The sequence below is a fragment of the Ruegeria sp. HKCCD6426 genome (assembly GCF_057221115.1).
On the sequence record NZ_JBWVBF010000008.1, the window covers coordinates 107861 to 129457 of the forward strand.

Below are 21597 nucleotides of genomic sequence, written 5' to 3' on the forward strand. Positions count from 1 at the left end.
CATGAGTCTTATTCCCGACATCAAGGAATTGCTGGCACGTGCGCGGGCAGATCTGCGGATGGGTCTGCCTGTCGTCCTGACAGACGACACCGGTACCAGCGTACTGGCCCTGACATCCGAGACACTAAGCCCGCAACGTTTGGCCGATCTGCGTGCGTTAGGTGGGCAGCCGGTCGTGGCCATTACCGTGCGGAGGGCAGAAACACTTAAAGCGCGGGCCTATGACGGCGATTTGGCGCGGGTTCTGATTCCAGCGGATGCAGATCACAGTTGGGTACAGGCCATTGCAGATCCGTCCGATGACCTGAATGCGCCAATGAAAGGCCCGCTCATGTCAGAGCGGCAGGGTAACGCCAACCTGCATCGCATCGCTATCGCCTTGGCCAAATCTGCCCGCCTTTTGCCCGCTGCCGTTATCGTGCCCGTCGCGGATGGCCGTGAATTTGCCGCGACAAACGGCCTGACATGCATCGACCACACTCGCGCAGCGCCCCATCTGGCAGACCGAAGCGCACTGCACGAAGTTGTTGCCGCACGTCTGCCAATGGAAGTTTCCGAGGCCGGACGTCTGCATGTTTTTCGTCCCGAAGATGGCGGTGAAGAGCATTACGCCATCGAGATCGGACGTCCGGATCGCGAGAAACCAGTGCTTGCGCGTCTGCATTCAGCCTGTTTTACCGGCGATCTGATGGGCAGCTTGAAATGCGATTGTGGTCCTCAACTGCGTGGTGCGCTGGCTCAGATGGGCGCCGAAGGGGCGGGGGTTCTGCTGTACCTGAACCAGGAAGGGCGCGGGATCGGTCTGGCCAATAAGATGCGCGCCTATTTCCTGCAAGATCAGGGGTTTGACACTGTTGAGGCCAACCATCGTCTGGGATTCGAAGATGATGAGCGCGATTTTCGCCTTGGCTCTGACATCCTGAAGTCCCTCGGATTTGGTTCAGTGCGCCTGCTGACAAACAACCCCGCCAAAATCGCGATGATGGAACGCACGGGAATTGCCGTCACTGAACGTGTCCCACTGAAGGTTGGCGAAACCGCACATAACCGGGGATACCTAGCTACCAAAGCCGAAAAATCGGGCCATTTGTTTTGACGCCGGATGATCTGGTTCTGACACCGAAAGGAGTTCGCTTTCTCGGGCGCATCTTTCCCTGTGCGATCGGCAAGGGAGGGTTGAGCAACAACAAGCGTGAAGGAGACGGGGCCACACCAACCGGTGTTCATCGAATTGCCGGATTGCTCTATCGACCAGACCGAATACCCTCCCCTGCCCCTTGGGCCCAAGCTATAGGGCCTCGCGATCTGTGGTCGGATGATCAGGCCGACCCTGAATATAACCGGCATGTTGTTGCGCCATATTCTGGCAGCCATGAAATACTGCGGCGCTCAGATCCATTGTATGATTTGGTTTTGATCACCGATTGGAATTGGCCAAATGCGATTCCCGGCCGTGGTTCGGCGATTTTCCTGCATCAATGGCGGCGCCCGCGTTACCCAACCGAAGGGTGCCTGGCTTTTCGCCGCGATCACTTACACTGGATTGCCCGGCAGGTTGTCCCGCACACGCGGTTAATTATCCCTGAGGTTTGACGCGTTCACCAAAAATGGCGGATCCCACGCGCACATGCGTCGCTCCCAGGGCGATTGCGGATTCGAAATCACTGCTCATACCCATCGACAACCCTGCCAGACCATTTCGAGCGGCGATTTTGGCCAGCAACGCGAAGTGCAGCGACGGTTCTTCATCGATTGGCGGGATACACATTAGACCGCGAACCGGCAGCTCCATGCCTCTGCACTCGGCGATAAATCCGTCCGCATCCGATGGCAGAATTCCTGCTTTCTGATCTTCCTCGCCGGTATTGACCTGAATAAACAGGTCAGGGCAGGAGCCGATCTCCTGCGCCAGCCGAGCAAAGGTTTTGGCAAGTTTCGGGCGGTCCAGCGAATGGATTGCATCGCATAGCTCCATCGCCTGTCGGGTTTTGTTGGTCTGAAGCGGGCCGATTAGATGTAGGTCGATATCCGCATACCGCTCTTTGAAGGCGGGCCATTTTCCCGCTGCCTCCTGAACGCGGTTTTCGCCAAAACAGCGATGCCCCTGTTCCAACACAGCTTCGACCCGATCATTGGGCTGCACTTTGGACACGGCGATCAGCTGAACCGAACCTGCGGCGCGTCCGGCCTTGGCTTCAGCTTTGGTTATTCTGTCGGTGATATCTTGCAGCGACATGGGGCCTCTCATTTTGCAGTAGCAGCAGGAAAACACCATGTTGACACAAAAGAAAAGGGCAGGTCCGAAGACCTGCCCTTAAACCTTGCACTTCAGCTCAACTTAGAAGTTGAAGTTGACACCGAAGTCAGCTTGCAGGGTGCTGTCAGTTGCCAGACCGCGCTCGGACTGACCGATGCCGCCTTTCAGCGATACACCACCACCCAGATCGTGGATGACACCGATGCCGTACTGCTGGTTGTCGTCATCACCCGAACCGTCACCGTAGGCGAAGTTCACGGTTGTTGCCGAGCCAACGTTGTAGGCCAGCGACAGACCGTATGCGGTGCCGTTGCGGGTAGCCAGGTTCACGTCATCGTCCGCGACAAACAGAGTTGCGTTCAGATCACCAAAGTCACCACCCAGGGTCAGGACGGTCAGGCTGCCACCGCTAGCAGCGGTGCTGTCGTTTTCACCATAGGCCAGAGCTGCGGTGATGTTGTTGAAGGTGTAAGTCGCGCTTACATCCCAACGATCAGCAGATGCAGTCGTGGCTGTGATGGCAGTACCACCACCCGTTAGGGTCGTAGTGATCGCATCACGCTGGTCATACGACGCACCGAAAGCAAAATCGCCGACTGCGTACTGGAAGAACACGGCGTTCGAACCTGAACCGGTCGAATCAAACGACAGGAAGCTATAGTCAACACCGGAATACTGACCGATGAAGAATTCCAGACCGGGCTCGTTACCGTAGTAGTTTGCCAAGTTGTCGAACGAACCCGAAACGTTGCCGGCGTCCACACGCAGACCACCGTAAATGGCCGAGAAACGCGCGCCGCTCAGCGTGGCCGCTTTCTGCTCACCCAGGGTTGGGGCGTCGTCGGCCTGAAGACGAACACGAGCCGAGAACTCGACGCCGCCGTCGGTTTCTGTAATCCCGTCGATGTTCAGACGAAAGCGCGAGACCAGAGAAGTATCAGGACCGTCGATGGTCGCTGTCAGAGTGGTCAGCGCAGTACCGGCAGTGTTCACAACCACCCTGGACGCCGTTGCGGAACGATCTTCCACATAACCCAGACCAAAACGACCGTAGCCGCTGAACTTAACTTCGGCCGCTGCAACACTTGCGGTTGCGATCAGAGCGGTCGATGCGAAGAGAACTTTTTTCATCTTGTTTCCCTCGGTTTCAAAGATTTTCTACTCGACACATGCCAGGCACATGTCTCAGCACGGTCACCGTTTCGCTCTTTTTGCCCCCTTTGCGCAAGCTTGCCATAATGCCCGTCCCGTCATTCGGGCCGAATTGGTGCAAGGATGTCACAGTCCAATTTGGCGCGTTCTGTGCTGTCTGCTCACGCCCTTATGTAAAGAATGGGCTTGTTGCAGCACGGGTCCTTGTCTAGGAGTATCACTCGAACGACACACAACAAGTGATACAGGACCTGTCAAAGATGCGCCTGACGACGATTCTGGGTTTTACCATTGTGACGGCCGCCATCTCGGCCTGCGGACAGAATCGGCCACCTCCGGGCGATGCCCGTGCTTTGACTGTCGATGGCAGCTCAAGCGAAGAGCGTGAGTTGAACGATGCAGATCGCAGCACGATCTGGGACGTGTTTGGCCCCGACAATTCAGAACAGGTGACTCAGGTAAACCGGTATCTGTGGGCGGCATCGCTGGATGTGTTGAATTTCTTGCCGGTTCAGGAGATCGACCCGTTTACTGGTGTAATCGTAACCGGTTACGGCAAACCGCCGGGTGGGGGGCGCTCTTATCGTGCCACGGTTCACATAAGCGATCCGGCACTTGCGGCACGGTCGCTGTCCGTTTCCTTGCTGACCAGCGGTGGCGCTCCGGTCAGCGCTTCGACCACCCGCGCGGTCGAAGACGCGATTCTCTCGCGGGCCCGTCAACTACGCATAGCTGACAACAAGCTCTAGCAACCCGCATCAATTCACAATATTACCACGCCGGGTTCATGCCCGGCGTTTTCATTACGAAGGACCGCAGGATGTCGCGTTATTCGGCCACCGAAATCGAAGCAAAATGGCAAGAAGCCTGGAACAAGGCCGGGATTTTCACTGCCAGCCACAAGGCGGACAAGCCGAAATACTACGTGCTTGAGATGTTCCCCTACCCGTCTGGCCGAATCCATATGGGGCATGTGCGCAACTATACGATGGGCGACGTGATCGCGCGGCACAAGCTGGCCACCGGGCATAACGTGCTGCACCCGATGGGCTGGGATGCGTTCGGGATGCCGGCCGAAAACGCCGCGATGGCCATCGGAGGCCACCCCAAGGACTGGACCTACGGCAATATCGCCGACATGCGTGGGCAGATGAAGCCGCTGGGCCTGTCGATCGATTGGTCTCGTGAATTCGCCACCTGTGACCCGGAATACTACGGCCAACAGCAGGCGTTGTTCCTGGATATGCTCGAGTCCGGGCTGGTTTACCGCAAGAACGCCGTGGTGAACTGGGACCCGGTCGACATGACCGTTCTGGCCAACGAACAGGTGGAAAACGGCCGCGGCTGGCGCTCGGGCGCGTTGGTCGAGCGCCGCGAGCTGACCCAGTGGTTCTTTAAAATTTCGGACTATTCCGAAGAATTGCTCGACGCGCTGGACACATTGGACAACTGGCCGGCCAAAGTGCGGTTGATGCAGGAAAACTGGATCGGCAAGTCGCGCGGGTTGCAGTTTGCATTTGATCGCACCGATGGCGAAGAGCCCATTACCGTTTATACGACCCGCCCTGATACGCTGTTGGGGGCATCGTTTGTTGGCATTTCACCGGACCACCCGATTGCCAAGCAACTTGAGGCTAAAAACTCAGAAGTAGCTGAATTCGTTGCGGAATGCCGAAAAGGCGGCACCACGGAAGAAGCCATCGAAACGGCTGAAAAGCTGGGATATGACACCGGTATTCGGGTCAAGCACCCACTGGACCCGAATTGGGAACTGCCGGTCTGGATCGCCAACTTCATCCTGATGGATTACGGCACCGGCGCGATCTTTGCTTGCCCGGCCCACGACCAACGCGACCTGGATTTCTGCCGCAAGTACGGCCTGCCCGTGGTCGATACGTTCTTTGCGCTGGATGACGACACGCCGGTCGACAAGATCGCCTTTGTCCCGCCAAAAACCGAAAACGTCCGCTGGGTGAATCATTTCGCCGGTCTGACCGAGGCCACAGGCGACGAAGCGATCAACGCCACGGTCGACTTTGCCGAAAAAGCGGGCTGGGGCGAAGGCGTCACCAAGTACCGCCTGCGCGACTGGGGGCTATCCCGTCAACGCTACTGGGGCTGTCCGATTCCCGTTGTGCATTGCGATTCTTGCGGCGTAGTACCTGAAAAGAAAGAAAACCTGCCGATCCGCTTGCCTGACGATGTCACGTTCGACAAACCGGGCAACCCGCTGGATCGTCACCCGACATGGCGTGATTGCGCCTGCCCGTCCTGTGGCGCCCCGGCCAAGCGTGAAACCGACACGATGGACACATTCGTCGATTCGTCGTGGTATTTTGCCCGTTTCACTGCTCCACACTCGGAAACGCCCACAGATCTGGCCGAGGCCGAATACTGGATGAATGTCGACCAGTATATCGGCGGCATTGAGCATGCGATTCTGCACCTGCTTTATTCTCGCTTCTTCGCACGGGCGATGAAGATTACCGGACACCTGCCGGAAAAAGCCATCGAGCCCTTCGATGCGCTGTTCACGCAAGGCATGGTGACGCATGAAATCTATCAGACCCGCGACAACAAGGGCCGGCCGGTCTATCACCTACCCGAAGAAGTCGAAGACGGTAAACTCAAGGCAACCGGCGAAGCGGTCGAGATCATCCCCTCGGCCAAAATGTCGAAGTCCAAGAAAAACGTGGTCGATCCGGTCAGCATCATCTCGGCCTTCGGCGCCGATACTGCGCGCTGGTTCGTTCTGTCCGATTCGCCGCCAGAGCGGGATGTTGAATGGACCGCCGCAGGGGCTGAGGCTGCGTTCAAACACCTGAACCGGGTGTGGAACCTTTGCGACAAAATCGGTGCAATGGCCCCGGACGCGAAAGGCGAAGGGGATCAGGACTTACTGCGCGAGATGCACAAGACAATCCGCGACGTGACCCTTGGCGTCGAAAGCTTTGGCTTCAATGCGGCCATCGCAAAGCTCTATGCGTTCACCAATACGCTGGCAAAGTCCAAAGCAGGAGCCGCAGCCCAGAAGCAGGCGATCAAAACACTGGCGCAGCTGATGTCACCGATGACACCGCATCTGGCCGAGGATATCTGGGCACATCAGGGCGGCGAAGGCTTGGTGGCGGTTGCCTCGTGGCCGGTCGCGGATGAGGCAATGCTGATCGACGATACCGTCACGTTGCCAATTCAGATCAACGGCAAGCGTCGCGCGGAAATCAGCGTGGCCAAGGATCTGGACAAGGCCGAGGTTGAAAAAATCGCGCTCAGCACCGAAGCTGTGCAAAGAGCGCTGGATGGTGTAGCGCCCAAGAAAGTGATTGTTGTCCCCGGCCGGATCGTAAATGTCGTCGTTTGATCGCAGAACCCTATTATTCATGCCGCTGGCTTTGGCTGCTTGCGGCTTTGAGCCGGTTTACGCCCCCGGCGGCTCGGGCTCTGCTTTGTTTGGCAAGGTCGCGGTATCCGAGCCGAACACGACCGAAAGCTTCCTGCTGGTGCGAAATCTAGAGCATCGGCTGGGTCGCAGCGCCGAATCCAGCAGCGATTATAAGCTGAACGTGAATGTTTCGACCGTCACGCGGGCAGCGGCGATCACCACATCGAACGAGACAAATCGTTATACGATCGACGGGCGCGCCAGATACTCCCTTTTGTCGAACGAGACCGGCCAGGTCGTCACCTCGGGCAATGTGATTGATTTTGTTGGGTATTCAGCGGCAGGCTCGACCGTTTCGACACTTGCGGACGAGCGCGCCGCCAAGGAACGGCTGATGGTCATACTGTCGGATCAGATTGTTACCCGACTCTACGCGGCACCGGGCCTGTCCTCATGAAACTCAGCCCGCGCGAGGCCGAAGGGTATTTCGCCAAGCCGGACGCAAGCAAAACCGGGCTGCTGATTTATGGTGCCGACGCAATGCGGGTCGCGCTGAAGCGACAGCAGGTTCTGACGGCTCTTCTTGGCCCGGGCGCCGAGGAAGAGATGCGACTGACTCGAATGCCCGGCGCCGAATTGCGCGGTGACCCGGCCCAATTGCTGGACGCGGTCAAAGCCGTCGGATTTTTTCCCGGTCCCCGCGCGGTGTTTGTCGAGGATGCTACCGATGTTGCGGCCCCGGCAATTCTTGCGGCGCTAGAGGATTGGATACCCGGCGATGCGCAGATCATCGTGACAGCCGGACAACTCAAACCCAGTTCCAAGATTCGCAAAGGCTTCGAAAGCCATCCTGATGCTTTCGCAGTTGGCATCTATGACGACCCGCCTTCGCGCGCAGAAGTCGAACGAGTTCTGACACAGGCCGGGTTGCAGAATATCCCACGCGATTCCATGTCGGCGCTGAGCGAGCTGGCAGTTAGCCTCAGCCCCGGAGACTTTGCGCAAACCATCGAGAAACTGTCGCTATATAAGCGTGGTGACTCATCCGAGCTTGGCATTGACGATATCGAAGCCTGCGCGCCGCGTTCGACCGAGGCTGCACTGGATGACGTACTGAACGTCGTCGCAGAAGGTCGCGCGGGCGAGATCGGGCCGCTTATCCGGCGGTTGCAGGCGCAAGGCACCAACGGCGTGACCCTGTGTATTGGCGCAACGCGCCATTTTCGCACACTCTACGCATGCGCGTCCCACCCTGGCGGGGCCGCTCAGGGGATTGGGAAACTACGTCCTCCGGTTTATGGCAAGAGACGCGATCGCATCCTGCGCCAGGCGCAAGGCTGGGGCGCACCGAAGCTGCAGACAGCCCTGACGGTCCTGACGGATACCGATCTTTCGTTGCGCTCGGCCGGGCAAACCGCACCCGCCATGGCGCTGGTCGAGCGGGCGATGATCCGGCTGGCCATGCTGGCGCGCAACGGTTAACCGGCGCCTTTTTGCTCCAACCATTCCACCGCGGCGCGCCCTGCCCAGCGACCGGAGGCCAGACATGCGGTCAGCAGGTAACCCCCGGTCGGGGCTTCCCAATCCAGCATTTCGCCGGCGCAAAAAACGCCGGGCAGCGCAGTCAGCATCAATCCACTGTTCAACGCGCCACGCATTACCCCTCCTGCAGTCGAGATCGCCTCGTCCATCGGCCTTAGACCGGCGTGGTGAATTGGCAGTTTCTTCAAAACCTGAGGCGGCGGCTGCGGCAATGCCGAGCTTTTGGTCATTTCATGAAACAGGGCGATTTTCTGAGGCGACAGACGTAATCCACTTTTCAGCCAATTCGTCAGTGACGCCTTGGGTTTCTTGGCCGCAAAGCGTGCTTGCAAGGTTTCTAGCGTCAGGTCCGGGACCAGATCCGCGAATAGGGGCGCACCTGTTCGCAGAGCCGGGGTCAGCGGATACAGCCCGCCGCCCTCTAGACCCTTTAAGGAGATCACGGCTTCTCCGCGACTTTCCAATTCACCAGCGGACCAGCTCACGGACTTGAGCGCCGCGCCGAAATGCGGCTGCATGTAATGGCTCCATTTTACAGTCAGAGCCGAGTTCGCCGGGGCAAAAGCCGCAAGAGAAACACCCTTTTCTTCCAAAATCCCAGCCCAGGCACCGTCCGAGCCCAAACGCGCCCAACTGGCGCCGCCCAAAGCCAGGATCGTTGTTTCTGCTGTTACACGCTGTTTGCCGTCTGGTGTTTCAAAGGTCAGGGTCGAACCGTCCCAACCGGTCCATCTCCAGCGCGTTTTGACTTGCACACCCTGCCGATCCAACCGCGCAAGCCAAGCCCGCAACAGGGGTGAAGCCTTCATCGCTTTGGGAAATACGCGCCCTGTCGATCCGGTGAACAAATCCTGCCCAAGCGCGCGTGCCCAGACTTGAATGGCCTGCGAATCCAGATCGGAAATCATCGGGCGCAACCAATCCGCAGCCTCTCCATAGGCGGCCATCATGGCATCCAACGGCTCGTCCTTGGTCAGGTTCAGTCCTGATTTCCCAGCCATCAGGAACTTGCGCGCAACGGACGGTTTCGCTTCGGCTACCAAAACATCGTGACCGGCTGCGGCAAGTTGTTCAGCCGCCATCAGGCCGGCGGGTCCTGCTCCGATCACCATTGTCTGCGCCATTGATGTCCCCTTGCGTTATCCACCCATCGGCGCAACCCTGCCGTGATGACCACCAGCGATCCAATCTGCCCCTTGTGTGACCGGCCTATCCCCGACGGGGGCGGCAGCCTGCACCATCTGATCCCAAAACTCAAAGGAGGCAAGGGCGGACCGACTGTTCTGTTGCATCAGATCTGCCACAAAGAGATTCATGCGACCCTGACCGAAGCCGAATTGGCACGCAGCTTCCACACAGTCGAAGCCCTGCGCACCCATCCCCGGCTTGAAACGTTCCTGAACTGGGTTCGCAAACGCCCGCCCGGTTTCCGCTCGAAAGTACCGGGCAAACGGCGCGGGCGATGATCAGGCAGCGAAAATCGGATCAGTCAAACCCTCGACCTCGATCCCCTGGTAGTCGGGCACTGGGGCGAATTGAGCGTCGGCAATGTGCTGGAATTCCAGCGTCGTATAAGGGCGCTTCCATAGCCACTCGCGGTTTTCCACCGCCCACAAATCCGGGTTCGGCGGTGTTTCCCCAGTCAACGCATAGAAATGCAGATCAAACCCATAGGGTGCCACGTCCTGCATGGACAACAACCGCATTCCCAGCGACCGGCAAGCCGCGTCCTCAGCTGCGATGTCACCGGTGCGCAGTGTGATCTGACCAATACAAGCTTTTGCGAAAGGGGCCTCGGGTGATGAAACATCAGCGGGCCGGTTACCCTCAAAATCATGTTGTAGCAGTTCGATGGCAAAGCCTTCAGGATCGCTGAGATGGCACATATAGCCGATATCCAGAAACTGCTTCGGGGCACTGACTGTGACACCCAATCGGCGCAAACACGACGCGGCCGCGTCGACATCTGGTAGGGTAATTCCGATCTTCCAGTAACGCTGACCTCTGTCCTGCGAATACCCGCCCCCACCCGGCACTAGCAACAGGTCTGAGTCTTGTCCGCGATAGCCAACGCGGCAAGCGTCGCCCTCGGCCCGGACCGTCATACCCAACGCGTCCCGGTAGAATTCCGCCAAAACCTCCGGGTCGGCTACACGCAGCTTCAGCGCAGAAATCCTCATCGACACAGGTCCGCTATTCCCTCGGCAATCTTTGGTTCGGCACCGAGGCTGTCGGCCACGAGATCGCGGGCGGACTGCATCAGCGCATCGGGTTCAACAACACGGTCAACCAAACCAAAATCATAGGCTTCTGCGGCGGTGATCTTTTGCCCGGCCATCAGGATCAACTTGGTTCGTGACGGCCCAATCAAGGCAGACATGCGTTTGGGATCAGAGGGTTGAGGAAGGAACCCCAGTTTCATCACGGGATAGAAGATTTTGGCGGACGGCACAGCAATCCGAAGGTCGCAGGCCAGAACCATCCCGTTGGCTCCGCCGGCCAGCGTTCCATTCAGCGCCGCTACTGTCAGACAGGGCAGCGCAGCGATGGCACCGGATAGCTTTTCCCACAGGTCCGACGTCGCAAGCCCCGCGCGGGCTTCGTTCAGATCGGCCCCGGCGCTGAAAACACGGCCCGTGCCCGTCAGAATCAGCGCCCGGGCGTCCACGGCCGCCTCAGCAATCTCTAGCAATTCCGTCAGCATCGCGCCGGTCAGCGCGTTCGCCTTTTCGGGGTTATTGAGGGTGACCGTCCAAAGGCCGCCCTCTTTCGTCAAATCAATCACGTCAAGCCAACTATTTGGCGAATGTCCTCACGCCGCAGAGAAATCTCCGTCCCCAAAAACTCGTCGGCATCCGATGAACACATCCAAAGCAACGCCCGCGCAGGCCAGTCGGCCGGAATGTGATCATCCCAATCCAGCTGGCTTACGGGATTGATCCCGCTGGCCTTGATCACACGCTGCATGTCCGTGGCGACCGTGCCCGGAGACAGCCCCATAGCTCGAATGCCGTGATGTGCTTCTTCCAGATGCAGGCACTCGGTCAGCATCTTGGCCCCGGCTTTCGACGCGCAATAATGGCTCCAGGCCTCAACTGGATTCGACGCCGCCCCTGATGATATGGTCAGCACGGTTCCGCCACCAGCTGCACGCATCACGGGAAGTGCGGCGCGCATACCGTAGAAAATACCCTTTAGGTTTATGTCGATCGCCGTGCTCCACGCAGCGACATCGGCGTTGGACATATGGAAGATGGGATCGATCACTCCTGCATTGCCGATCAACACGTCAAGGCCACCAAACCGGTCAACGCAATCAGCAACAACCTGTTCAACCTGAGCAAAATCGCTGACGTCACAGGCCAGTGCCATGGCGTTTTCCCCCAGTGCTGCAGCCAATGATGCTATTTGGTCGCTACTGCGCGCCACCAACACCACATTGGCCCCTGCTGCGGCAAATACGCGCCCCGCTTCGGCGCCGATCCCTCGGCTGGCGCCAGTGATAAGTACGGTTTTCCCTTTCATTCGCTCCATCTAATCCTTTTGGTTTGAAATCAGGTAAAGTCGTACAGCGCAAAGGGGGAATTGGTCCACCCCTTGCCCCTTGACGATGGTGGCCACAAACACGACCATGCCGAAAAATTGATCGAGAAGGGTTCTCTAATGTCTGTTTTCCTCCGCCGCAGCTGCGGTGCAGCCATGGCTTATGCCGTCGTCGCCCATGGCGCTTTCGCCGATGTGACTGCCGATGATGTCTGGGCCGATTGGAAGGCCTATCTGGCAGGCGTGGGCTACACCGTCTCCGGAGACGAAAACGTATCGGGCAATGTCACCACGATTTCGAACATGACCATGTCACTGGCGGTACCAGATACTGACGAGCAGATTAATGTCGTTATTCCAGAAATGACATTGACGGAAAACGGCGATGGCACTGTTGGCATTGGCTTTCCCGAAAGCTACCCGATCACGATTGCCGGAGACACAGAAGGCGAGCCCTTCAAGGCCGAGTTGTTGTTTACCAATGAAGCGCTGGACATGGTCGTTTCGGGCACACCGGAAGAAATGACATATGACTACTCAGCCGCAAGCATGGGGTTGGGTCTGACATCAATCGAGTTTGACGGCGAAACCATCCCGAAAGATATTCTCGACCTGAACCTCAAGATTAGCAACGTGGCGGGCTCATCGCTGATGAAGATCGGTGAAGATCGCAACATCACGCAGAAGTTCACAGCTAATAACATCACGTACGACGTTGCCTTCGATGATCCTGAAAGCGAAGACACCGCCCGGGTCAAGGGCAACCTGGATCAGTTGACCTTTGAGGGCGACAGCCTGATCCCGGCCGAATTCGATCTGGAGAACGTACAGGGCTTTTACGATGCAGGCTTTGCCGCGTCAGGGATATTCACCTATGGTTCCGGCAATACGGAAATGGCTGGCACCGCGGAAGGTGAAGCGTTTTCTTTGGGCAGCGACTCGAAAGGCGGGCGCTTTGCTGGCAGCATAGACGCCGAGCGTATCGTCTATGATCTCGAGCAAAACAGCTCCAAAGTGGCCGTTACTACGGCTGATCTGCCTTTCCCGATTGAAATTGCCATGGAAAATGCCGGTTTGAAATTCGAGTTTCCGGTTCAGGCGTCCGAGGAAATCCAGCCGTTCGGTTTCGCCATGAACCTCACCGATTTCACCATGTCCGACGTACTTTGGAGTATTTTCGATCCAGCGGGCGCACTGCCTCGCGATCCCGCCACCATTTCGCTGGATACAAGCGGCACCGCCAAGGTATTGGTCGATTTCATGGACCCGGAATCGGTTGAAACGCTTGAAACCGGCGATGTTACGCCCGGTGAACTGCATTCCCTGAAAATCAATGAGCTGATTGTCTCGTTGGTGGGCGCGAAGCTGACCGGGAACGGTGATTTCACCTTCGACAACTCCAACACCGAAGCGTTTGACGGAATGCCCGCCCCTTCCGGCGAAGCAAACCTGCAGTTGGTCGGCGCGAACGCTCTGATCGACAAGCTGATTGGAATGGGGCTTGTGTCTGAAAACGACGCCCTTGGCGCGCGGATGATGATGGGCCTGATGGCTGTTCCCGGCGAAGAGCCGGACACGCTGAACTCAAAAATCGAATTCACCGAAGACGGGCAGATCGTGGCCAACGGTCAGCGCATCAAGTAATCAAAATGCTGGGAAAGGCGGCCTGGCGGCCTTTCCCAATCAATTCCTGCCATTGCGACGCTCGGACACTGAACGCTTTTGAGCCGTGGGTCTTGCGACGCGGGCGGTCCGGGGCTAGGTCCAGATTAACCAGACCGGAGGCCACATGACCCGAACACCCGAAGAGATCAGCCATCACCTGCTGGACGCGGCCCGCAACGCGGGGGCCGAGGCAGCGGACGCCATCGTGATCGACGGGTCTTCGGTTTCCGTCGATGTACGTGGCGGTGCGCTCGAGCATGCCGAACGGGCCGAAGGAACCGATCTGGGTTTGCGCGTATTTCTGGGCAAGAAGCAGGCAATCGTCTCCAGCTCGGACAGCAGCGCCGAAACGCTAGAAGCAATGGCCGAACGCGCGGTTGCCATGGCCAATGAAGCGCCCGAAGACCCCTTTACCGGCCTCGCGGACGCAGATCAGTTGATCACCGATTGGGACATGGAGGCGCTGGAGCTGTTCGATCCGACCTCCGAACCCAGCGCCGAGGCCCTGATGCAGGATGCGTTAGAGGCGGAATCGGCTGCTCTGGCGGTAAACGGTGTGACACAGGTTTCGGACGCGGCGGCGGCTTACGGCACCCATCGCGTCCACCTTGCAGCAACGAACGGATTCTCGGGCGGCTACGCGCGGACCAGCCGATCTACATCCTGCGTGGCGATCTCGGGCGAAGGTACAGGGATGGAGCGTGACTATGACGGCGACAGCCGCAGTTTTCAGTCCGACCTGCGTAGCCCAACCGAAATCGGCCGAACCGCCGGAGAACGTGCGGTTGGGCAAGTTGGCGCGCGCAAGCCTGCGACCGGCAGTTTTCCGGTTCTGTTTGACGAACGCATCTCATCCTCACTGATCGGGCATTTACTGGCGGCCAGCAACGGTGCCGCGATTGCGCGCGGGGCCTCATGGCTCAAGGATTCGCTAGGCCAGCAGGTGTTGCCCGAGCAGCTGTCGCTGATTGAAGACCCCCACCGTCCGCGCATTTCCGGCTCGCGCCCGTTTGACGCTGAAGGCCTGCCGACGCGCCGCCGTGCGATTGTCGAAAACGGAATACTGACCGGGTGGACGCTGGATCTGTCGAGTGCACGCAAACTGGGCATGGCCTCAACCGGAAACGCGGCACGCGGCGTGTCCGGCCCACCGTCCCCGAGCAACTGGAACCTGAGCCTCACGCCGGGAAACCGCAGCCGCGACGACCTGATGCGCGACATGGGCACCGGGTTGCTTGTGACATCGATGATTGGATCTACGATCAACCCCAATACCGGCGATTATTCACGCGGGGCTTCGGGGTTCTGGATCGAAAACGGCGAAATCAGCCATCCAGTTAACGAATGCACCATCGCAGGGAATTTGCGCGACATGCTGATGCGGATCATCCCGGCCAACGACGCGCGTACTTATCTGTCACGCGTGGTGCCCTCGATCCTGATCGAAGGGATGACACTTGCCGGCAACTGATCTGCCTCTACTGATCGAAGCCGCGCTTGAGTCGGGCAGGATCGCGACCCGGTACTCGGGTCCTCAGGCACAGCGCTGGGACAAACCCCAAGGCGCGGGGCCCGTGACCGAGGCCGACCTGGCCGTAAACGCGATGCTGGAACGCGACCTTCAGGCCGCGCGCCCAGATTATGGCTGGTTGAGCGAAGAGACCGAGGATTCCCCTGACCGGCTTTCCCGCGACAAGGTGTTTATCATTGACCCAATCGACGGCACCCGCAGCTTTGCCGAGGGCGCGCGGACTTGGGCTCATTCTCTGGCTGTCACTGAGAACGCAGAAGTGACCGCAGCCGTCATTTACCTGCCGATGCGCGATCTTCTTTTTGCGGCGGCCAAAGGTCAGGGTGCCACGCTGAACGGGGCACGGATCCACGCCTCGCCCCCCACTTCGTTGCAAAACGCTGAAATCCTCGCTGCAAAACCCAACCTTGACCCTAGGCACTGGAAGCTGGGCAACGTTCCGGACTTCAAACAAGCTTATAGACCCTCGCTGGCATATCGCATGGCATTAGTCGCGCAAGGTCGGTTCGACGGCATGTTAACCCTGCGCCCAAGTTGGGAGTGGGACATTGCCGCGGGTGAACTAATCCTGCGCGAGGCTGGCGGGCTATGTACAGATCGTTTGGGGCAGGCATTACAGTTCAACAACACCCATCCCCGCCTTAACGGAGTAATTGCTGCCGGCCCCGACCTGCACGCGCAGGTTCAAGCTTTGCTTGACCCGAATGGCTCTGGAATCCCAGCATGAGCAAGCCACGTTCACTCAGCCTCGCGGCTTACCGGGTATTGTCCTGGGGGGTGCAGCAAAATGGCAAGACCGTCGCGACTCCGCGGCCGGATGGCGAAGTTCTATGGGTTCACATCGACTCTCAGGACAGGCTGCGAGTGGTCGATGATGTCTGCCGCCGAATACTATCCGCGCGGCCGGGGCTTTCCCTGCTTTTGACGGCGCCGCCCGACGCGGATCTGACCAGATGGGATGACAGCGTTGCACCAGTGGTCAACCTGCCTGCGGAACAGACAGGGGCCGCACGCGGATTTCTGGAACACTGGTGCCCGGACATGGGGATCTGGGTTGGTGGTGGCTTGATGCCGAATGTCATCACGCGCGCAGAGGAACGGGGTATCCCCCTGATCCTGATTGAAGCCGGGCTGGATACCAAAATTGCACGCGGCGGACGCTGGTTGCCTGACATAACACGCTATACGCTGGACTGCTTTCGTCAGATATTGGCCCCGAATGACGAGATCGCACGCCAGATCAGGCGCCTGGGTGTCCCCTCGACCAAAGTGACTGTATCGCCCCCGCTGCGGATTAGTTCGACCCCCCGCCCCTGGCCCGAAGACGAGCTTATCGAAACCAACCACGCATTGGCAGGCCGACCCGTCTGGCTGGCGGCATGGGTGAAGGACAAGGAATTCATTTCGGTCCTGAGCGCCCACCGACAGGCGCTGCGGATGCTGCCACGCCTTGCGCTTGTTTTGCATGTTGCAGACCTTGCCGAGGCTGCTCCGTTGCAGCGACGGCTCGAATCCATGGACCTGCGGTGTGCGAATTGGGATGACGGCCAGCCAATCGAAGACACCACACAGGTGATCTTATCCGCCGAAGCTGAGGATCTGGGGCTTTGGCATCGCGTGTCGTCCGTGACATTCATGGGCAGCTCGCTGGAACGCGGCGCGGGCGGGCGCAATCCTTTAACCTCAACCGCATTGGGGTCAGCAGTCGTCCATGGACCCTTTGTGCACAGGTACAAGGACAGTTATGACAAGCTCGATCAAGCGGGTGCAGCACTGACCGTTAGGTCCGCCACTGAATTGGGCGATGCGGTTGTTGAAGTACTCGCACCGGACCGCTGCGCTGATATGGCATTGTCAGGATGGCAGGTGGTGACTGAAGGCGCCACACAGACCGATCAAATGGTAGACATGGTCTTGGACATTTTGGACCAGCGGAGAGCCCAAGATGCGCGCACCTGACTTCTGGAACACAAAACCTGATCAGCTTGATCTGCGGGCGCGGCTATTGGCACCTTTGGGTCGGCTCTATGCAGCGGCCACCGCGCGACGCGTTGCGTCCGAACAGGGTTTCGCACCCGGCATACCGGTGATCTGCGTAGGGAACCTGAATGCCGGAGGCACCGGGAAAACCCCGACCGTGATCTGGGTTTTGGAACAATTGCGGGACAACTGGCATCGCCCGCATGTGGTCACGCGCGGCCACGGCGGATCGCTGGAAGGCCCTATACAGGTTGACCCTCGGGTTCACACCGCGGCGCAAGTTGGAGACGAACCGCTATTGCTCGCGGCCTTTGCCGAAGTCTGGGTGGCCAAGGACCGCGCTGCCGGAGCGCAGGCCGCGGCAAAAGATGGTGCTACGGTGATCGTTCTGGACGACGGGTTTCAGAATCCTTCGGTCACAAAGAATTTCTCGATTCTCGTCGTGGATGCGGCGCGCGGATTCGGAAACGGTCTGTGCCTTCCCGCCGGCCCCTTGCGTGAGCCTGTTTCGGCAGGACTTGAACGGGCTGACCTTGTCCTTTCGCTGGGTGACGCTGACGCTCAGACCGGATTCGCCGAAACCTGGAGCGACTGCCTGACCGTCCCACATGCGACCGGTGAAGTCCGACCTCTGCAAACCGGTATGGACTGGAGCGACACTCCGGTTCTGGCTTTTGCCGGTATCGGCTATCCGGAAAAGTTCTTTCATACCTTGCGCGCAGAAGGTGCGACGTTGCTACGAGCCGAGGCGCTGGACGATCACCAACCACTGACTCCGGCTCTGATGACGCGTCTGGAGAATGAAGCCAAAATCCTGAAGGCACAGTTGGTCACCACAGAAAAAGACGCAGTTCGCCTGCCCGCCACGTTTCGCCATAAGGTGATCACATTGCCGGTTCGTCTGAACGTGAACGAAAAAGACAGGGTCAACGAAATGCTTACGCAGGTCGCGCCGTCCCCCTGATCCGGGGATGCCGGCCGGCCCCGACGAGGCCGGCCAGAGAAGCTATCAGCTGCCGAGTTCGTCTTCGATCAGCTTTTTGAAATCTTCGTAAGACTGGTTTTCAACCTTCTTGCCGTTGACGATGAACGACGGAGTCGCCTGAATCCCGTCACGCTCGGCGTTTTCCTGATACCAGGCAACCAGCGTCTGCGCGCGGGTTCCGTCCTGCAGACAGGCGTCCAGCTGGTCGTTGTCGATACCGGCTAGGCGTCCGAGCTTACGCAATTCATCCACGATCTCGGCTGGGCCACCTGCTTTGGTCCATTCCGACTGGCCTTCATAGACCAGGTCGGTGATGCCAAAGAACTTTTCGGGCCCGGCACAACGCGCCACCATTGACGCCCACAGGCCATAGCGATCGAAATAGACTTCACGGTAGGTGAATTTAACCTTGCCGGTGTCGATGAATTCTTCCTTCAGCTGCTTGAACGGCCCCGTGTGGAAATTCGCGCAGTGCGGGCAGGTGTAGGATGCGTACTCGATGATTTCGACCGGCGCGTCCTCGGCCCCCTGCACCATTTCGACGATGGTCGAGGTGTCCAGGTCAGCCTCTTGCGCCTCGGCGCTGCTAATTAGCGGATAGGCGGGGTTGGAATTTGACAGCGTCAGCCAATAGCCGCCAGCGGCTACGGCGACAGCCGCACAGATTACGGTTGCAATACGGCTCATTACTCAGCCCTTTCTCAGCGTTTCTGCTTGGATAAAACGTTGCGGCCCAGACGTTCAAGAGCTGCACGCAAATCTCCGTCAAGCACATCACGCGACACATTGTCTGCCTCGGCTACAATTTCAGGTGGTATCTCGGGTTTCGCTGGTTTCGGCTTGTGCTCGAAACTGGCCTGCCCCTCGGCAAATCCGGTCGGAGCGGTCTGGGTGATGCGTACACGGCTGATCGCATTGAAGCCATAAACCGCATTGACCTTATCGCGCAGCTGATCCTTTTGCATTTCCAGCATCGGAGCCTGCGGCCCGGTCGTCAGCACAGTCAACGTCGCGCCAAACCCGCCCTTGCCATACCCCACCTTTACCGGGCGGGCGATTGTGGCGATGTCTTGCCCCACGATCTCGGCCCAATGGGTCAGAAGACGCGATACGGCAAACCCACGGCTTTCGCCGGCACGCCGAATTTGGTCGTTCAGCAAGGTTGCGGTGCGTTTGAACCCGCGGGTCGAGGAACGTCTGCGCTGCATCTGGTTTCCAACTCCTGCGCCGCTATTGTAAAGGGCAGAATAACGGGCGCCAGCGAAACCCGACAGGGAGATAGATAAAACTTGCGTGACTCGAGTGATTTTGACGTGAGCGCCGCTTTGCTCGACTGGTACGACGGCCACGCGCGGGAAATGCCATGGCGCGTTGGTCCGGCGGATCGCGCGGCAGGCGTGTTGCCAGATCCCTACAGCGTCTGGTTGTCCGAGGTGATGCTGCAACAAACCACTGTTGCTGCCGTGCGCGACTACTTTCTGCGGTTCACGGCGCGTTGGCCAGACGTAATGGCATTAGCCGCTGCACCAGATGATCAGGTCATGGGTGAATGGGCCGGACTGGGATACTACGCCCGTGCCCGCAATCTGCTGAAATGCGCTCGCGTTGTAACACAGGACTATGGCGGTAAATTCCCTGACAGCTATGACGCGCTGCTGAAACTGCCGGGCGTTGGCCCTTATACGGCCGCCGCGATTTCCGCCATTGCCTTTGATCGGTCCGAGACGGTTCTGGATGGAAATGTTGAGCGGGTCATGGCGCGGCTCTATGACATCCACGACCCTCTGCCGGGGGTAAAACCTCAACTCAAAGAAAAGGCCGCAAACCTGACGCCCGCGACGCGCCCCGGGGATTACGCTCAGGCTGTCATGGATTTGGGGGCTACGATCTGTACGCCCAAGTCTCCGGCATGTGGTATCTGCGTTTTACGTGCCCCTTGCCAAGCACAATTCGCTGGAACTCAGGCCGATCTGCCACGCAAATCGCCAAAGCAGCCCAAACCAACGCGCTACGGCCATGTCTATATTGCCCAGCGGGTGGACGGGGCAATGCTGCTGGAACGTCGCCCCGACAAAGGCCTATTGGGCGGGATGCTGGGTTGGCCAGGATCGGAATGGTCCGAAACCCCATCCGAGGCACCGCCATTCCCGGCCGACTGGCAAACCTTGCCCGGCGAAGTGCGTCACACGTTTACCCATTTCCACCTGGTCCTGCACATCTGGACGGCCCACCTACCCGAAGACGCCCAGATCGGGGACCTGATGGTATTGGAAAAACACTCCTTTCGCCCCGGAGACCTGCCTACCGTAATGCGCAAAGCCCATGACCTCTGGCGCGGCCAATAGCCCGATTGTGCATTCCAATTGGACGTGGCTAGTTGGCCGCAATTCTTTGGAGGTTCACGATGATCCCGCCAGGCACTCTGTCCCGTTGGCAATCCGCCCTGCCCTTTTGGGTTTCTTACCTGCTGATCCCGCTGATCTGGGTAGCTGCCTGTTCAGGCGGCTGGTACATTCTGCTGGTTCCGCTTTCGACCTGGTGGGCATTTGCGGTACTGGACCGGTTAACCGGACTAAACCTTGAGAACGCGGACCCAGATACGCCCGACGCAGCGCTGCGCTGGTACATCCTGCTGACACAGGCCTGGGCTCCGGTGCAATTCCTGACGCTCTTTGGATTGATCTGGTATGTGACCGGTTCTGACGCATTGTCTCCGCTGGAGAAGGTTGGCGTATTTTTTGGGATGGGCGTAATCTCGGGTACGGTCGGGATCAATTACAGCCACGAACTTATGCACCAAAAGGGGCGACTGGAACGTTGGCTGGGCGATATCCTTCTGGCAATGGTGCTCTATTCTCATTTTCGATCCGAACACCTTTTGGTCCACCACCGCTATGTCGGCACCCCGCGCGACCCGGTTTCGGCGCGATACAACGAAGGGTTTCACCGCTTTTACCCGCGAGTCCTGCGCCAAAGCCTGATTTCTTCCTTCCAGGCCGAGCGCGATAAACTGGCCCGAAAAGACCGCCCGTGGACCGATCTTTCCAACCCCTTCTGGAGGTATTGGTCGCTACAGGGTGTGATGCTGCTGCTGGCTCTGTTCGTCGGGGGCTGGTCGGGCCTGGGGTTGTTTCTCATACAAGCTGGCACTGCAATCTGGCAGCTCGAGCTGGTGAATTATGTTGAACACTACGGCTTGACCCGCAAATATCTGGGCGACGGAAAGTACGAACATGTCCATCCGCGTCATTCCTGGAACGCGTCGCATATGGCGTCCAACTGGCTACTGATCAACCTGCAACGCCATTCAGACCACCATTACAAACCAAACCGGCGGTTTCCACTGCTGCAACACCACACTCAGGACGCCGCACCGCAACTGCCGCATGGGTATCCTGTGATGACGTTCGCAGCGATGATCCCCCCTTTGTGGCGGCGTGTCATGAACCCAAAGGTCCGCGCCTGGCGCCGCCAATACTATCCTGAAATCACCAACTGGCACCCTTACAACAAAGCGCAAAACCCAATGCCGCGTGGATAACTCCGGCATTCCTCCCGGC

General features: G+C 58.6%; 22 protein-coding genes. 14 read left to right on the forward strand and 8 right to left on the reverse strand.

The features are described 5' to 3' along the window. Position 1: 1 nt before the first annotated feature. Both ribA and AC2TDA_RS19780 read left to right on the forward strand, forming a co-directional pair. Positions 2-1096 (forward strand): GTP cyclohydrolase II, encoded by a 1095-nt coding sequence (gene ribA / locus AC2TDA_RS19775; RefSeq protein WP_480849485.1) that lies wholly within the window; start codon positions 2-4, stop codon positions 1094-1096. Beyond that, positions 1093-1593 carry a L,D-transpeptidase family protein gene (locus AC2TDA_RS19780; protein WP_480849486.1) on the forward strand — a complete coding sequence of 167 codons (501 nt, stop codon included), beginning with the start codon at positions 1093-1095 and terminating at the stop codon, positions 1591-1593. Before ribA ends, AC2TDA_RS19780 begins: the two co-directional genes overlap by 4 nt. Here the strand turns inward: AC2TDA_RS19780 and AC2TDA_RS19785 are convergent. Both AC2TDA_RS19785 and AC2TDA_RS19790 read right to left on the reverse strand, forming a co-directional pair. After that, positions 1577-2236, reverse strand: a complete 660-nt coding sequence (locus tag AC2TDA_RS19785; protein ID WP_480880465.1) for a YggS family pyridoxal phosphate-dependent enzyme — start codon at positions 2234-2236, stop codon at positions 1577-1579. The genes AC2TDA_RS19780 and AC2TDA_RS19785 overlap by 17 nt on opposite strands. 102 nt (positions 2237-2338) lie before the next feature. Further along, positions 2339-3388, reverse strand: a complete 1050-nt coding sequence (locus AC2TDA_RS19790) for a porin (RefSeq protein WP_480849489.1) — start codon at positions 3386-3388, stop codon at positions 2339-2341. 281 nt (positions 3389-3669) lie between these two features. On the opposite strand from AC2TDA_RS19790, the gene AC2TDA_RS19795 reads away from it, so the two are divergent. From AC2TDA_RS19795 to holA, 4 genes are all read left to right on the forward strand, one after another. Next, on the forward strand, positions 3670-4158 hold the full coding sequence (locus AC2TDA_RS19795; protein ID WP_480880467.1) for a DUF3576 domain-containing protein: 489 nt from the start codon (positions 3670-3672) through the stop codon (positions 4156-4158). 71 nt (positions 4159-4229) lie between these two features. Further along, positions 4230-6770, forward strand: coding sequence for a leucine--tRNA ligase (gene leuS, locus AC2TDA_RS19800; RefSeq protein WP_480880469.1), 2541 nt, complete (start codon positions 4230-4232; stop codon positions 6768-6770). Beyond that, complete coding sequence (lptE, locus tag AC2TDA_RS19805; RefSeq protein WP_480849494.1) at positions 6757-7248, forward strand: LPS assembly lipoprotein LptE; 492 nt, start codon at positions 6757-6759, stop codon at positions 7246-7248. Before leuS ends, lptE begins: the two co-directional genes overlap by 14 nt. Then, positions 7245-8273: a DNA polymerase III subunit delta gene (gene holA, locus AC2TDA_RS19810; RefSeq protein ID WP_480880471.1), complete on the forward strand. Its 1029-nt coding sequence runs from the start codon at positions 7245-7247 to the stop codon at positions 8271-8273. The genes lptE and holA overlap by 4 nt, the downstream gene beginning before the upstream one ends. Here the strand turns inward: holA and AC2TDA_RS19815 are convergent. Further along, entirely contained in the window at positions 8270-9457 is a 1188-nt protein-coding gene (locus tag AC2TDA_RS19815; RefSeq protein WP_480880473.1) for a TIGR03862 family flavoprotein, read from the reverse strand. The two genes, holA and AC2TDA_RS19815, sit on opposite strands and share 4 nt — an antisense overlap. Positions 9458-9502: 45 nt before the next feature. On the opposite strand from AC2TDA_RS19815, the gene AC2TDA_RS19820 reads away from it, so the two are divergent. Next, positions 9503-9799 carry an HNH endonuclease gene (locus tag AC2TDA_RS19820; RefSeq protein WP_480849497.1) on the forward strand — a complete coding sequence of 99 codons (297 nt, stop codon included), beginning with the start codon at positions 9503-9505 and terminating at the stop codon, positions 9797-9799. Here the strand turns inward: AC2TDA_RS19820 and AC2TDA_RS19825 are convergent, their stop codons facing one another. Genes AC2TDA_RS19825 through AC2TDA_RS19835 form a run of 3 tightly spaced genes read right to left on the reverse strand, consistent with a single transcriptional unit; the run spans position 9800 to position 11867 of the window. Then, the gene (locus AC2TDA_RS19825) at positions 9800-10513 is read right to left on the reverse strand and encodes a VOC family protein (protein ID WP_480880475.1); all 714 of its coding nucleotides are present in this window, start codon (positions 10511-10513) and stop codon (positions 9800-9802) included. Further along, positions 10510-11118, reverse strand: a complete 609-nt coding sequence (locus tag AC2TDA_RS19830; RefSeq protein WP_480880477.1) for an enoyl-CoA hydratase/isomerase family protein — start codon at positions 11116-11118, stop codon at positions 10510-10512. Before AC2TDA_RS19830 ends, AC2TDA_RS19825 begins: the two co-directional genes overlap by 4 nt. After that, complete coding sequence (locus tag AC2TDA_RS19835) at positions 11115-11867, reverse strand: SDR family oxidoreductase (protein WP_480849500.1); 753 nt, start codon at positions 11865-11867, stop codon at positions 11115-11117. Before AC2TDA_RS19835 ends, AC2TDA_RS19830 begins: the two co-directional genes overlap by 4 nt. A gap of 129 nt (positions 11868-11996) precedes the next feature. Between AC2TDA_RS19835 and AC2TDA_RS19840 the strand changes: the two genes are divergently transcribed. The 5 genes from AC2TDA_RS19840 to lpxK all read left to right on the forward strand — a co-directional run bounded on the left by AC2TDA_RS19840 (position 11997) and on the right by lpxK (position 18016). Further along, positions 11997-13520: a DUF2125 domain-containing protein gene (locus AC2TDA_RS19840; protein WP_480880479.1), complete on the forward strand. Its 1524-nt coding sequence runs from the start codon at positions 11997-11999 to the stop codon at positions 13518-13520. A gap of 145 nt (positions 13521-13665) precedes the next feature. Next, entirely contained in the window at positions 13666-15012 is a 1347-nt protein-coding gene (locus AC2TDA_RS19845) for a TldD/PmbA family protein (RefSeq protein WP_480880480.1), read from the forward strand. Then, positions 14999-15799, forward strand: a complete 801-nt coding sequence (locus AC2TDA_RS19850; protein ID WP_480880482.1) for an inositol monophosphatase family protein — start codon at positions 14999-15001, stop codon at positions 15797-15799. Before AC2TDA_RS19845 ends, AC2TDA_RS19850 begins: the two co-directional genes overlap by 14 nt. Continuing rightward, positions 15796-17031, forward strand: coding sequence for a 3-deoxy-D-manno-octulosonic acid transferase (locus AC2TDA_RS19855; protein WP_480880483.1), 1236 nt, complete (start codon positions 15796-15798; stop codon positions 17029-17031). Before AC2TDA_RS19850 ends, AC2TDA_RS19855 begins: the two co-directional genes overlap by 4 nt. After that, the gene (gene lpxK / locus AC2TDA_RS19860; protein ID WP_480880484.1) at positions 17018-18016 is read left to right on the forward strand and encodes a tetraacyldisaccharide 4'-kinase; all 999 of its coding nucleotides are present in this window, start codon (positions 17018-17020) and stop codon (positions 18014-18016) included. Before AC2TDA_RS19855 ends, lpxK begins: the two co-directional genes overlap by 14 nt. A 45-nt stretch (positions 18017-18061) precedes the next feature. Here lpxK and AC2TDA_RS19865 read toward each other — a convergent pair whose 3' ends face one another. Both AC2TDA_RS19865 and AC2TDA_RS19870 read right to left on the reverse strand, forming a co-directional pair. Next, entirely contained in the window at positions 18062-18724 is a 663-nt protein-coding gene (locus tag AC2TDA_RS19865) for a DsbA family protein (protein ID WP_480849511.1), read from the reverse strand. 14 nt (positions 18725-18738) lie between these two features. Further along, positions 18739-19245, reverse strand: a complete 507-nt coding sequence (locus AC2TDA_RS19870; RefSeq protein WP_480880485.1) for a DUF721 domain-containing protein — start codon at positions 19243-19245, stop codon at positions 18739-18741. An 81-nt stretch (positions 19246-19326) separates the two neighbouring features. On the opposite strand from AC2TDA_RS19870, the gene mutY reads away from it, so the two are divergent. Beyond that, the gene (gene mutY / locus AC2TDA_RS19875; RefSeq protein WP_480880486.1) at positions 19327-20382 is read left to right on the forward strand and encodes an A/G-specific adenine glycosylase; all 1056 of its coding nucleotides are present in this window, start codon (positions 19327-19329) and stop codon (positions 20380-20382) included. A 59-nt stretch (positions 20383-20441) separates the two neighbouring features. Next, entirely contained in the window at positions 20442-21578 is a 1137-nt protein-coding gene (locus tag AC2TDA_RS19880) for an alkane 1-monooxygenase (RefSeq protein WP_480880487.1), read from the forward strand. The last annotated feature ends 19 nt before the right edge of the window (positions 21579-21597 follow it).

What these genes read in the sequence shown, in the direction of transcription:
- AC2TDA_RS19820 (WP_480849497.1), top strand. Translation starts at nt 9,503, where the DNA reads ATGACCACCAGCGATCCAATCTGCCCCTTGTGTGACCGGCCTATCCCC.
- AC2TDA_RS19795 (WP_480880467.1), top strand. Translation starts at nt 3,670, where the DNA reads ATGCGCCTGACGACGATTCTGGGTTTTACCATTGTGACGGCCGCCATC.
- AC2TDA_RS19840 (WP_480880479.1), top strand. Translation starts at nt 11,997, where the DNA reads ATGTCTGTTTTCCTCCGCCGCAGCTGCGGTGCAGCCATGGCTTATGCC.
- ribA (WP_480849485.1), top strand. Translation starts at nt 2, where the DNA reads ATGAGTCTTATTCCCGACATCAAGGAATTGCTGGCACGTGCGCGGGCA.
- AC2TDA_RS19865 (WP_480849511.1), bottom strand. Translation starts at nt 18,724, where the DNA reads ATGAGCCGTATTGCAACCGTAATCTGTGCGGCTGTCGCCGTAGCCGCT.
- lpxK (WP_480880484.1), top strand. Translation starts at nt 17,018, where the DNA reads ATGCGCGCACCTGACTTCTGGAACACAAAACCTGATCAGCTTGATCTG.
- AC2TDA_RS19880 (WP_480880487.1), top strand. Translation starts at nt 20,442, where the DNA reads ATGATCCCGCCAGGCACTCTGTCCCGTTGGCAATCCGCCCTGCCCTTT.
- AC2TDA_RS19785 (WP_480880465.1), bottom strand. Translation starts at nt 2,236, where the DNA reads ATGTCGCTGCAAGATATCACCGACAGAATAACCAAAGCTGAAGCCAAG.
- AC2TDA_RS19845 (WP_480880480.1), top strand. Translation starts at nt 13,666, where the DNA reads ATGACCCGAACACCCGAAGAGATCAGCCATCACCTGCTGGACGCGGCC.
- lptE (WP_480849494.1), top strand. Translation starts at nt 6,757, where the DNA reads ATGTCGTCGTTTGATCGCAGAACCCTATTATTCATGCCGCTGGCTTTG.
- AC2TDA_RS19815 (WP_480880473.1), bottom strand. Translation starts at nt 9,457, where the DNA reads ATGGCGCAGACAATGGTGATCGGAGCAGGACCCGCCGGCCTGATGGCG.
- AC2TDA_RS19855 (WP_480880483.1), top strand. Translation starts at nt 15,796, where the DNA reads ATGAGCAAGCCACGTTCACTCAGCCTCGCGGCTTACCGGGTATTGTCC.
- AC2TDA_RS19790 (WP_480849489.1), bottom strand. Translation starts at nt 3,388, where the DNA reads ATGAAAAAAGTTCTCTTCGCATCGACCGCTCTGATCGCAACCGCAAGT.
- AC2TDA_RS19835 (WP_480849500.1), bottom strand. Translation starts at nt 11,867, where the DNA reads ATGGAGCGAATGAAAGGGAAAACCGTACTTATCACTGGCGCCAGCCGA.
- holA (WP_480880471.1), top strand. Translation starts at nt 7,245, where the DNA reads ATGAAACTCAGCCCGCGCGAGGCCGAAGGGTATTTCGCCAAGCCGGAC.
- AC2TDA_RS19825 (WP_480880475.1), bottom strand. Translation starts at nt 10,513, where the DNA reads ATGAGGATTTCTGCGCTGAAGCTGCGTGTAGCCGACCCGGAGGTTTTG.
- leuS (WP_480880469.1), top strand. Translation starts at nt 4,230, where the DNA reads ATGTCGCGTTATTCGGCCACCGAAATCGAAGCAAAATGGCAAGAAGCC.
- AC2TDA_RS19870 (WP_480880485.1), bottom strand. Translation starts at nt 19,245, where the DNA reads ATGCAGCGCAGACGTTCCTCGACCCGCGGGTTCAAACGCACCGCAACC.